Source organism: uncultured Shewanella sp. (assembly GCF_947501665.1).
Classification (GTDB): Bacteria; Pseudomonadota; Gammaproteobacteria; order Enterobacterales; family Shewanellaceae; genus Shewanella.
This window is the reverse complement of sequence record NZ_CANMWS010000020.1, coordinates 65,980-78,490: the sequence shown is the minus strand read 5'-3', so window position 1 is coordinate 78,490 and position 12,511 is coordinate 65,980. Positions and strand designations below refer to the sequence as shown.

Annotated in this window: 11 protein-coding genes; 8 read left to right on the top strand and 3 right to left on the bottom strand. The window is 41.7% G+C overall.

From position 1 onward, the window contains the following. The first annotated feature begins 273 nt into the window (after window positions 1-273). Both Q0976_RS16045 and Q0976_RS16040 read left to right on the top strand, forming a co-directional pair. A complete protein-coding gene (locus Q0976_RS16045; RefSeq protein ID WP_299494875.1) occupies window positions 274-3,201 on the top strand; it encodes a DNRLRE domain-containing protein in 2,928 nt (975 codons plus the stop codon). 35 nt (window positions 3,202-3,236) lie between these two features. Next, window positions 3,237-4,100 (top strand): hypothetical protein, encoded by an 864-nt coding sequence (locus Q0976_RS16040; protein WP_299494874.1) that lies wholly within the window; start codon window positions 3,237-3,239, stop codon window positions 4,098-4,100. A gap of 41 nt (window positions 4,101-4,141) precedes the next feature. Here Q0976_RS16040 and degS read toward each other — a convergent pair whose 3' ends face one another. From degS to Q0976_RS16025, 3 genes are all read right to left on the bottom strand, one after another. After that, a complete protein-coding gene (gene degS / locus Q0976_RS16035) occupies window positions 4,142-5,224 on the bottom strand; it encodes an outer membrane-stress sensor serine endopeptidase DegS (RefSeq protein ID WP_299494911.1) in 1,083 nt (360 codons plus the stop codon). Between the two features lie 147 nt (window positions 5,225-5,371). Continuing rightward, complete coding sequence (locus tag Q0976_RS16030; protein ID WP_299494873.1) at window positions 5,372-6,724, bottom strand: DegQ family serine endoprotease; 1,353 nt, start codon at window positions 6,722-6,724, stop codon at window positions 5,372-5,374. 173 nt (window positions 6,725-6,897) lie between these two features. Beyond that, window positions 6,898-7,215 carry a DUF1043 family protein gene (locus tag Q0976_RS16025; RefSeq protein WP_299494872.1) on the bottom strand — a complete coding sequence of 106 codons (318 nt, stop codon included), beginning with the start codon at window positions 7,213-7,215 and terminating at the stop codon, window positions 6,898-6,900. A gap of 174 nt (window positions 7,216-7,389) precedes the next feature. Here Q0976_RS16025 and zapE point away from each other — a divergent pair, with 174 nt between their 5' ends. The 6 genes from zapE (at window position 7,390) to Q0976_RS15995 (ending at window position 12,453) form a co-directional block, all read left to right on the top strand. Next, a complete protein-coding gene (gene zapE / locus Q0976_RS16020) occupies window positions 7,390-8,502 on the top strand; it encodes a cell division protein ZapE (protein WP_299494871.1) in 1,113 nt (370 codons plus the stop codon). A 280-nt stretch (window positions 8,503-8,782) separates the two neighbouring features. Continuing rightward, on the top strand, window positions 8,783-9,211 hold the full coding sequence (rplM, locus tag Q0976_RS16015) for a 50S ribosomal protein L13 (protein WP_298772814.1): 429 nt from the start codon (window positions 8,783-8,785) through the stop codon (window positions 9,209-9,211). Between the two features lie 14 nt (window positions 9,212-9,225). Next, window positions 9,226-9,618 (top strand): 30S ribosomal protein S9, encoded by a 393-nt coding sequence (gene rpsI, locus Q0976_RS16010; RefSeq protein WP_298772815.1) that lies wholly within the window; start codon window positions 9,226-9,228, stop codon window positions 9,616-9,618. Between the two features lie 164 nt (window positions 9,619-9,782). Further along, complete coding sequence (locus tag Q0976_RS16005) at window positions 9,783-9,971, top strand: DUF2065 domain-containing protein (RefSeq protein ID WP_299494870.1); 189 nt, start codon at window positions 9,783-9,785, stop codon at window positions 9,969-9,971. A gap of 66 nt (window positions 9,972-10,037) precedes the next feature. Continuing rightward, complete coding sequence (locus Q0976_RS16000; protein ID WP_299494869.1) at window positions 10,038-11,333, top strand: adenylosuccinate synthase; 1,296 nt, start codon at window positions 10,038-10,040, stop codon at window positions 11,331-11,333. A gap of 535 nt (window positions 11,334-11,868) precedes the next feature. Further along, window positions 11,869-12,453 carry a tetratricopeptide repeat protein gene (locus tag Q0976_RS15995; RefSeq protein WP_299494910.1) on the top strand — a complete coding sequence of 195 codons (585 nt, stop codon included), beginning with the start codon at window positions 11,869-11,871 and terminating at the stop codon, window positions 12,451-12,453. Window positions 12,454-12,511: the final 58 nt, after the last annotated feature.

Sequence of the window (12,511 nt, the reverse complement as noted above, 5' to 3'; positions counted from 1 at the left end):
GGTATAAATCAAGGGTAGGAGGACTTCTCTTACCCGCATCCGTTTCATTGATTGATCATTTTCCCTTCATTTTTTTGTCATTTCTCCCTTCTATTTTTGTGATGAATAACTAGCCATTTGAGCAAGTGTCTTTTCAAGCTGACTTTGTATAATCGAACTTGCTTAATCAGTATAAAGTAATTTAGTTGAGCCTGAAAAACGTAATGCCTCAAAGTTCAAATAATCATCTATCACTCTTTACTTAAGTGAAGAGTCAACAGGGAAGATAACCTTATGCGCCGCGTTTATTATTTTTACCAGATGTTGATATGTTTACTTTGTTTCGTCCCTCTATTGGCAGCCGCTGCTTCTGTGACGCGGGGACCTTATTTGCAAATGGCTAACTCAGATAGTGTAACCGTTCGTTGGCGTACTGACGTATCGACCAGCTCCGTTGTGCGGTATGGCACGAGTGTCGAGCAGTTAGATCAATCAGTTGTAATCGCTGGAAATCGAACAGAGCATGTAGTGCGTGTCACAGGATTGAGCGCTAAGAGTGTGTTTTATTATTCTGTGGGCACAGAAACTGAAACATTAGAGGGAGGTGAGAGTAGTTATCGGTTTATCACTTCGCCGACTATTGGGGACAGTATTGATACACGGGTTTGGTTGATTGGTGATGCTGGTACCGCCAATGCGAATGCAAAGGCAGTTTACAATGCTTATTTAAACTTTGAGGGCAGTGATGATACCGACTTGTGGATCATGCTAGGTGATAATGCCTATAACAGTGGTACTGATAGTGAATATCAAAAAGCGGTTTTTGACATTTACCCTGAATTGTTAAGGCGTTCCACATTATGGGCGACATTAGGCAATCATGATGGTTATTCAGCTGATTCTGATACTGAATCTGGTCCCTATTATGATATTTTTTCATTACCTCGCCAAGGTGAGGCTGGTGGGCTCGCATCAGGTACAGAAGCTTATTATTCATTTGATTACGGTAATATTCATTTTATTAATTTGGATTCTTATGAAACCGATCGCAGCGTAAATGGCGCGATGATGACTTGGCTTGCAGATGACCTCGCGGCGAATACGCAACAATGGACGATTGCTTTTTGGCATCATCCACCTTATAGCAAAGGCTCTCATGATTCCGATAATGAGTCTAGGCTGATTGATATGCGAGAAAAGGCTTTGCCTATTTTAGAGAGTTATGGTGTGGATCTTGTGTTTAGTGGTCACAGTCATTCCTATGAACGTTCGTATTTAATTGATGGACATTATGGTGATTCTGCCAGTTTTAATGCCAGTCATCAAATTAATGCTGGCAGTGGTCGAAGTGATGGCGATGGTGCCTATGAAAAAATTCAAGATGGGGCAAACTTAGGTGCGGTATATACAGTGGCAGGAAGCTCAGGAAAAATTTCTGGTGGGGATTTAGATCATCCGGCTATGTTTACCTCATTGAACCAATTAGGCTCTGTGGTGTTAGATGTCAAAGGGGATGAATTAACGGCTCGTTATTTAAATAACAGTGGCAGCGTGACTGATTATTATACATTGAGAAAAGGAGCCGATATTACTGCCCCAACGGTCACATCGGCGGAGGGGGTCGACGAGCACAGTGTCGAAGTCATATTCAGTGAACAAGTTGCGCAGCAAGGTGCTGAAAATATTGAAAACTATGATATTGATAACAATGTAACAATTACAAATGCTCAAAGGCAAGTTGCCAAAAACAGCGTGATATTAACCACATCGGCATTAAGTTATGACACCCTTTATCAGCTCACCATCAATAATGTTAGTGATATGAATGGTAATGAGATTGGGGTGAATACCCAGCAAAACTTCATCAGAAATAGGCTACAACAAATCACTTTGCAACAAGGGTTAGACGGTTATGAGGGCGTTCAGGACGCTTATATAGGCTCAGGTGTCAGTGGTGATAATTTTGGCTCAGAATCCATGTTACTTGCTGACGGCAGTGATGGCTTGAACGGAGAGCTTATTAGCTTATTAAAATGGGATCTCAGCAGTTTGCCTCATAACGCAGTGGTGACTGAAGTGCAGCTTGTTCTGAATTTATTTAATACCTCCGGTGGTCATTATGATGTTTGGCAAATGAAACAAGACTGGCAACAGACGAATGTGACTTGGGATAATGGGAAACCTAATGAGAATATGGGAGCGAATGTCGCTAGTTTCTCTGATGCGCCAGAAGGTGAGTTAGTATTGAATTTTAATCAAGCAGGCATTGATTTGGTTCAAGACTGGCTTGATGGTGAAGTCGTTAATCAAGGAGTGATGCTAAAAAGTGGCGGCAGTATTGATGGCATAGACTTACGTTCAAGTGAATATTCAACTCAGTCAAGTCGACCGATGCTAATCATCAATTATATTGAAAGTGAAACAGATAATCAAGCTCCACTTGCTGATTTTAACTATCAAATAAATCAATTAGAAGTCAATTTTATTGATGCTTCTTCTGACAGTGATGGCACTATTGCGTCTTGGCAGTGGGATTTCGGTGATGGCCAATCTGCCTATATCCAAACACCTTCTCATCAATATATTAGTCCACAAGTTTATACTGTGGCATTAACGGTGTTTGACGATAAAGGTGCCTCAAACAGTATCGCTAAAGATGTCATAGTGGAAGGCTCAGGGAGTATGGTTGCGGAATTACAAGATGGCTTATCAGGTTATAGTGGAACACAAGATACCTATGTTGCGTCTGGTCGTCCTAATGAAGGCTGGGGTAATGATGATGAAATTCTTGCAGATGGTGATGATGGCAGTAATGATGAGCTGGTTACATTATTGCAGTGGAATGTGTCATCGATCCCAAATACGGCGGTGGTCACTGGCGTATCGGTGATTTTGGATGTGTTTAATCGTAGCAGTGGTGCATACCAATTAAGTGGAATGGATCAAGTGTGGTCTGAAGAGGCGGCCACTTGGAATAATACGTCTCCGAATACCAATCGAGGCGATCTATTAGCCAGTTTCATACCTTCAAATACAGAGAGCTATGAAATACCACTCAATGGGGAGGGTGTGGCTTTGGTACAAGCTTGGGTACAAGGTAATCGCCCTAATAATGGCATCATGATTGAAAGTGCAGGAAGCAACAATGGTATCGATATTCGTTCAAGCGAATACACTAATTGGGCTCAAAGACCAAAATTGATTATTGAATACCATTACTAATAATGAATATCACATCAGCTTTGCACGGAGGCGTCATGGGTAAAGATTTAAGAAGGTTAATGTTGTTGGCGAGTTGTGGACTGGTTTTTTTGTACTGTAGCGCATTATTGGCTCATGGCACATCCAGTAGTCGATTAGAGCAGTTGCAACATGAATTGGCACATCATCCTAATGATGCCAGCTTATATATTGCAAGAGGGCGACTTTATCAAGAGCGGCATAATATGCACTTGGCGTTTGAGGACTATCAGCGTGCAGCAAAACTTAAACCTGATTGGCCTGCGACTGACTATTGGTTGGGATTGCTCTATTTAGAGCAAGAACAATATTCGCTAGCATTAGCCCAGTTAACGCGATATGTGGCTTTAACGGATGCGGTTAAAGGTTATGTTGGACTGGCAAAATTACATGCTAAGCAAAAGCATTTTAGGTTAAGTGTTAATGCTTGGAGTCAAGCCATATCTAAAGATGCTAATGCTTCGCCTGCGATGTATCATCAACGTGCTCAAGCTCTGATGAAAATGGAAACTTTGCCATATTCAAGTGTGCTATTAACTGAGATTGTGATGGGTCTTGAAGCTGGTATTATTCAACATGGACCTATTGCTAGCTATTTATCTTTGCTGGTCAACGTTTACGATAAAAATCAGCAATATTTTAAAGCGCTAAAAGCACTTGAGCGTTTACCATCAAATTTATTGATGAGTCCTCAATGGAAAGTTAAAAAAGCGCAATTATTATTGTTAACAGGAAATAAAGCGTTAGCGTCCCAAGTGTATAATGAAGCATTAATCGCATTTAATTCATTGCCCAGTTATAAACAAAAACTGACAATTAATCAATCAGTTAAAAGACAGGTAATACAAGGGTTGAAGACAATCCATTCTGATCTTTTTTGAAGTGAATACGCCAGTCAAAGTGGCTGGCGTGATTGAGTTTATCAGTTATAGCTTATTGGTTTTTGCCCTATAACGACAGGAACGTCAAATTGTTTGCCGTCTCTGATGATGGTCATTGTGACCGTTTGCCCTGGTGGGGTTTCAGCCACTCTGTCCATGAGCATCTCTACGCCAGGGATATTTTCACCTTTAAAGCGAGTGATCACATCTCTCGGTTGCAATCCTGCTTTTGCGGCGGGACCATTGGTGTCGATACCCGTTATCACTACCCCGGTTAAATTTGGTTTATTCAATAGTTGACTCATGACTGGCCCAACAGCTTCGCCACTTATTCCCAAAGCGCCTCGAATAACTCGACCACTTTTTATGAGTTTTCCCATAATACTGTGTGCTAATTTGATGGGAATGGCGAAATTAATGCCGTGTCCTCCCCCTTCGCCGCCCACTTGAAAGGCTGCGGTATTAATCCCAATGAGTCGACCTTGAGTATTGATTAAAGCTCCACCTGAGTTTCCAGCATTAATGGCAGCATCGGTTTGAAGGAAGTCTAAATAGCCTGAACTGAGCCCATTGCGCCCTGTTGCACTAATGATGCCTTGGGTAATGGTTTGCCCCAAGTTATACGGGTTACCAATGGCCAGTACCACATCACCCACTTGGGCAGGTTGATTTAAATTGAGCGGTGCAATGGGTAAATTATCACCTTCGATTTTTAATACCGATAAATCGGTTTCAGGATCTGAGCCGACCGTTTCAGAAATAAATTGGCGACCATCTTGAAGCGCGACAACAATTTCATCGGCTTTTTTGATGACATGGTAATTGGTGAGAATATAGCCTTCTTTACTCATGATCACACCGGCACCTAAGCCTTGTAATGATCCCGGTTTAAGTGGATTATCTTTATCAACCGTTAAGGTATAAATATTGACAACCGCTGGGGCTGCTCGTCTGACCGCAGCAGCAAACGACATTTCATGGCCTTCAGTGACTTCACTGCTAAAAAAGTTATGGCCGCTGCCCTCATCTGTGACAATGGGGACAATGAATAAAAAGATAGCAGCAATAATGAAACCGAAAATAACGGCTTTAGAAAGGTAAATGATGCTGTTTTTAATGGCCATGACAAACAAAATGAGTGAAAAGATGGCTAAGGTTAACATGTTTAAGACATTTGTTCGTCAACAAATTTGCTTATATTATATTAGAAACACCTAAGATAAATGGGCAAATACTGAAGTATTTGCCCATCGGTCATTTTTGATTTCCTGTTAACGTAAAATCAGATAAAGGTTAGTTTTTCCTCTTAAGATTTTTAATGCAACAGTGCCTTTGCGATCTTTTAGTTGTGCTTTAAGGGATTTAAGATCTTTGACAGGCGTACGATTCACTGCTGTGATCACATCCCCTTTGACCAGTCCACTTTGCGCCGCTGGAGAGCCAGAAGCGACATCGGTTATTTCGATACCTGTTTTACTGTTTTCCAGTGTTGCGCCAGTAAGCATTGGGTGGACAGACCCTGAGGCCATTTCTTCTGACTGTACAGATTCACCTAAGGTGGCAGTCACCGTTAGATTTTTCTCGTTACGAATGAGTCCTAAAGTGACCTTGGTTCCTGCACCTAAAGTGGCAATTTTAGCGCGAAGTTCTTGGAAGCTTTTTATTTTCTTACCATTCACGCTGGTGATAATATCACCAACTTTGATCCCCGCTTTCGCAGCAGCACTGTCTGGCATCACTTCATTCACAAAGCCGCCATGTTGTGTTTTAAGTCCAAAAGCTTTCGCTAAATCATTGGTTAAATCTTGGCCTGCAACACCGAGAACGCCGCGGCGTACCTCGCCATGATCAATAATTTGTTTCACTAGACTTTTGACCATGTTAGATGGAATGGCAAAACCAATCCCCACATTACCGCCTCCAGGCGCCACAATAGCAGTATTAATACCAATCAAATTACCATTGAGGTTGACTAAGGCTCCACCTGAATTACCACTGTTAATAGCGGCATCGGTTTGAATGAAGTTTTCTAGCATTTCAATGCCAAGGCCAGAGCGGCCGAGCGCACTAACAATGCCTGATGTGACGGTTTGTCCTAATCCAAAGGGGTTACCAATTGCGACAGCAAAGTCACCAACTCTGAGCTTATCGGAATCACTAAAAGACGCTGCGGTGAGTTTTTTGGCTTTGATTTGCAATAGGGCAATATCAGATTCGGGATCGGTACCAATTAATTTTGCTTCGACTTCTCGGCCATCGCTCAGGCCCACAAGGATATTGTCAGCGCCATCAATGACGTGGTTATTGGTGACCACATAACCTTTATCGGCATCAATAATCACCCCTGAACCTAGACCTTTAAAGGGTCTTTTTTGCACTTGCTCTTGGGGCATATTTGGGCCAAAGAAATAACGAAATGCATCGGGAATTTGTTGTTTTGATACTTGAGTGCCAGATACGGCAACCGATACCACAGCGGGCGTCACGGTCTCTAGCATGGGGGCGAGACTGGGCATGGGTTTGCTATCGACAGCCTGAGGGATCGCGGCTGTCGATATCGCAGGGGTCATAATTAATGTTGCACCCAGTATTGCGGCTGAAAATACAGATAATTTGGTTTTCATCTATGTATGGCTCCAGTTCTTGGCTCATGATAACAAGCATTTTTCATGAACATTAAGTACTCGTTAATGGTTTATCGAATGGGACTCAAGTAATGTAAATAAAGTTCAATATTGATTAATAAAGGTTAACCAAGTTTAGAATAAATTTTCTCATTTAGTCGATATAAAGGCCATTAGGAGGCTTGTTCTATTGTTCTATCGTTTTTTGTGAAAGTGGTCAAGTGCTTGTCATTATCTGGGGTAAGGACTTGGTTGGCTTCATTCCATTTTTGATTCATATTACTGAGTTGTTCGGTTAATATGCTGAGCTGTTTGTGTTGCTCATCCAGTGTATCAGCGACCTCTTGTTTATATTGGCTAAATTCCATTTTGGTTTGGTTTAAGGCATGATCACTTTGCCGAGAATACTTATTACGAATGAGAAAGGTCTTTCCTGCATAGCCGAGTATGAGGCCAAATATAAATCCACTTAGGGTTAACGCCCACTGCATCTTGTGTCCTTAAATTGAGTTTGATAGGGAATATGGCATCAAATATACCTTGTCCTTGTTTATCGTGATACCATTTCCGCGTATTTGTATTCAGTGGTTTTTAATGAATGAGCAAATTGATGGGTTTACTATCATTTGGTCCGAGTCTTTGTTAATAAAAAGAGAAGCAGTTCAGTGTCGCAATTAACCCCTTGGCAGCATTATCAACATGATTTAACCCGTGATGACTTTTCATACGATCCCACTCAAGAACAAGCCGTAAAGGCATTACAAACCGTATTTGATGACTTAATAGCGCTTGATAATAAGCCAACAAAACGGGCTAAGTTACGCTCGTTAATTCATCGCCGAGCAAAGGTAAAACCGGTGCAAGGTTTGTATTTGTGGGGAGGAGTGGGACGAGGTAAGACATACCTCATGGATACCTTCTATGACGCACTGCCTGGCACACAAAAATTACGTGCGCATTTTCATCGTTTTATGCATCAATTGCATTTAGATTTAGCTCAATGTCAAGGGCAACAAGATCCTCTTGTGGGTATCGCTAAGCGAATGGCTGAGCAATACAAGGTGATTTGTTTTGACGAATTTTTTGTTTCAGATATCACCGATGCCATGTTACTTGGCACCCTATTTGAAACCTTGTTTGCAGAAGGGGTGGCATTGGTTGCAACGTCAAATATTATTCCTGATGATTTGTATCGCAATGGATTGCAAAGAGCGCGATTTTTACCGGCCATTGCATTGATTAATCAGCATTGTCATGTCTTAAATGTGGACTCTGGTATTGATTATCGTCTTCGCACTCTAGAGCAGGCGGAAATTTATCACTTCCCATTAGATAAAGTGGCTGATGATAATTTACACAGTTATTTTGCTCAATTGGCCCCAGAGTCGGAAGTATCAACAGCCCCGATTGATATTGATGGCCGGGATATTGTTATTCGAAAACAAGCTCAAGGCGTATTACTTGTTGACTTTAGGGCCTTGTGTGATGGTCCCCGTAGTCAACGAGATTATATGGAGGTTGCCCGTTTATACCACAGTGTGTTACTCAGTGGTGTGGAAAAAATGGGTGAGAAGGAAACCGGTGATGATATTGCGAGGCGTTTTTTAGCCATGGTGGATGAGTTTTATGAGCGAAACGTAAAGTTGATTATTTCTGCTGATGTGGCGTTAGCCGAGATTTATTCTGATGGTTTGTTGGCATTTGAATTTAGGCGTTGTCGATCGCGCTTAACTGAAATGCAATCTCATGATTATTTAGCATTGGCGCATTTACCTTAAGCACAGCCATTTTTAGGGTGTGTTTTTATGGTGTTAGTATAGTGAGGTCAGGATAAATCGCAGTATTCAGTATTTATTAGTGAAAATAGCGCAGAAAGAAGGTGATTTTTGCTGCATATTTGTCTATAATCCGCGACCTGCCCTCGTTATTCCATCTTTAGGATGGAAGTTGTAAAGCCTGATTCTTTGCTCGAAGGGGCGGGGAATGGCACTATTTTGTGTTGTCTACACCATAGTAGATAGCATGTTGAGACAGAATTTTAACATTGGGTTTTTGTAAATGAAGACTTTTACTGCTAAGCCAGAAACTGTAACTCGTGACTGGTTCGTCGTTGACGCCGAAGGGAAAACTTTGGGTCGTATCGCTACTGAAATTGCTACACGTCTACGTGGTAAGCATAAACCAGAGTACACGCCTCATGTAGATACAGGTGACTACATCATCGTTATTAACGCTGAAAAAGTTGCTGTTACTGGCAATAAAGCCAAGGGTAAAGTGTACTATTCACACTCTGGCTTCATCGGTGGCATTAAGCAAATCACCTTTGAAAAGCTGCAAGATCATAAGCCTGAAATGATTATCGAGAAGGCAGTTAAGGGTATGTTACCTAAAGGTCCTTTGGGCCGTGCCATGTTCCGTAAACTAAAAGTTTATGCTGGTACTGAACATAACCACGCTGCACAACAACCTCAAGTTCTTGATATCTAAACGGGATTAAGCTAATGGCTGCAACTCAATATTACGGCACTGGCCGTCGCAAAACATCTACTGCTCGCGTATTCGCTAAAGTAGGTACGGGTAACATTATTGTTAACCAACAACCTCTTGATCAGTATTTTGGTCGTGAAACAGCTCGTATGGTTGTTCGTCAACCTCTAGAGTTAGTTGAAATGACTGATAAACTAGACATCTACGTAACTGTTAAGGGCGGTGGTAACACTGGTCAAGCAGGTGCAATCCGTCACGGTATCACTCGTGCACTGATGCAACTAGATGAAGCATTACGTCCTTCACTTCGTGCCGCTGGTTTCGTTACCCGTGACGCACGTAAAGTTGAGCGTAAGAAAGTGGGTCTACGTAAAGCACGTCGTAAACCACAATTCTCAAAACGTTAATTCGTTTTTGGGATCACAAAAAACCCAGCTTATGCTGGGTTTTTTATTGCCTGTAATTTATTGGTATGATTGACCATTCGTTTATAGGCCGAGTTGAATTTGTTTTTATGTAAAAAAGATGGATGATAAGGGTTATTAACTTTATTTTATTTTGAGAAGATATTATGAAATTTGAGTCTTTGATGTTAGCCGTTGCGCTTTTATTCATCATTGAGGGGGTAGGACCGCTATTATTTCCTCGGCGCTGGCAGGCCTATTTAAAAGAAATTTCGAATCAAAATCAGGCAGTTCTACGACGTATTGGGGGGGCTTTTGTCACCGCTGGGGTAATTTTATTGATTATTTTTTCATAAATTACTTGCCATTTTCCCCTAAAAATCTGTTAGAATCCTGCTTTAATCGCAACCTTGCAGCAAACAATGGGCAAAAACGTAGTTGTTCTCGGCACCCAATGGGGTGACGAAGGAAAGGGTAAGATAGTCGATCTTCTTACCGAACAGGCAAAATATGTCGTTCGTTATCAAGGTGGCCACAATGCGGGTCATACACTTGTTATCGATGGTGATAAAACCGTTCTTCATCTAATTCCGTCAGGCATCTTACGTGATGATGTTAAATGCATCATCGGTAACGGCGTGGTCTTGGCTCCAGATGCACTGATGTCTGAAATTAACATGCTTAAAGAGCGTGGCGTACCCGTAGAGGAACGTTTATTAATTTCAGAAGCATGTCCTCTTATTCTTCCCTTCCACTGTGCACTTGATGTGGCACGTGAAAAAGCGCGCGGAAATAAGGCAATTGGCACGACCGGTCGTGGCATTGGTCCTGCGTATGAAGATAAGATCTCTCGTCGTGGTCTCAGAGTAGGGGATCTGTTTAATCCAGAATTGTTTGCTGAAAAACTGAAAGAAGTGATGGCTTATCACAACTTTATGTTGACTGAGTATTATGGCGAAGACGCTGTTGATTTTGATAAGACATTAGCTGAGGCATTGGCGATTGCAGATTACTTGAAAAGTATGTGCGTCGATGTAACTGAGCTGCTCGATCAAACTCGTAAAGCAGGTCAAGCTATTTTGTTTGAAGGTGCACAGGGGACATTATTAGATATCGATCACGGTACCTATCCTTTTGTGACATCGTCAAATACCACTGCTGGTGGTGTAGCGACAGGGTCTGGTTTTGGGCCTCGTCATCTTGATTATGTGCTTGGGATCATGAAAGCGTATACCACTCGTGTGGGCGCTGGACCCTTCCCTACTGAGCTTGAGTGTGAAATTGGTGACTACTTAGGCACTAAAGGCCATGAATTTGGTGCAACCACAGGGCGTAAACGTCGTCCTGGTTGGCTAGATGTTGTTGCCATGAAGCGCGCGGTACAAATCAATAGTGTCAGCGGTTTTTGCTTAACTAAGCTTGATGTATTAGATGGCTTGGAAGAAGTGAAGATTTGTGTGGGTTACCAATACCCAGATGGCTCAATTGCGACCGTGACGCCAGCCGCAGCAGAAGGTTATGAGCAGGTGACACCTGTTTTAGAATCTATGCCAGGTTGGAGCGAAAATACAGCGGGTGCGACATCGATTGAGCAATTGCCTTCAGCGGCAATTAATTACATCAAGCGCATTGAAGCATTATTAGAAACGCCAATTGATATTATCTCAACAGGGCCAGACAGAAACGAGACCATGATTTTAGTGAATCCGTTCAGTTAACCTGTTGAATAAGTAAAAAGGCCGCGTTGAGCGGTCTTTTTATTTTGAGACTTCTGAACAATAGCGTCTTACTTTAAAGTGAAAAATAGATAAACGAACCATAGAAAAACCATAAGACAATCGAAGCAAATAAACGCTGTACATGCAAATATATCCTTTCTTTCGCTTATAGCTAAATCAATATAAAATGATAGCCTCAGAGTGAGCAGTTGAGCGACAATTTGAGGCGCATTATTGATGGAATGTAGGCACCTTTTGAGATAATGCAACAAAGAAGTGTCGCTAAACTGACTCTCCTAACAGGCTGGTTTAAAATTGATTTATGCGTTGTTGATTTGTCTTATCGTAGAATGACTATGCTTTCAACAATTCGCCTAGCCTAAATCAGTTTTAATTCCAGCTGAGTATGTCATTTTATATTGATTTAGCTATATATGCGTGCTCAATTATCTTAAGAAATATGCCTTAGCGCCGATGACATAAGGGGAATATAGTGTCATTGGGAGTTTTTATGCTAGGTTATGTGTTAGCCTTAATGGTGTTGTTGTGTCCAATACTGAGCAGTGCAACACCCATGGCGGTGGAAATTTACAGTCAAGAACGTTTATTGACTTTGATTCGAAGTCAGCAATACTTGCAGCAAGTCAAACGTGATAACTGCCAGTTAGTCAGAGATATTGAGGCGAGAGCCGAAGTATTAAAGCAGCCTCTATATCAATTTTTATGGGCAGAGATGCTGAATCAGGGTCAATGTGTTAAACCTGATCCTAAACGTGGAATGTCATTGCTGAGTCAGGCTGCTAATCAAGGTAGCAGTGAAGCAATGATGAAAATGGCAGATTATTATTACCGGGGTCAATTTGTGATCCAGGATAAAACCAGGGCAGTTAATTATGTGCTGTCAGCCGCAAGTCGCGGCAATGTATCGGCTCAAATGAGCCTAGTGCGTTTATACAATGAAGGTTTAGGCAGTCCTGTGGACTATGAACTTGCTTTTCATTGGTTATATAACGCTGTTTTTACTGATGAGGCTAAAAAAAATGAAGCCTCAATATTATTAAAGTTGCTTGAGAAGCGAATGCCGCCGAGTGTGGTGGCCAGTGCTAAGAAGCCAACTTGAATTTTATAATTAAGTGCTAGCCGATAGATAAGATTAAGGTTGGCACCACTATTTTGGA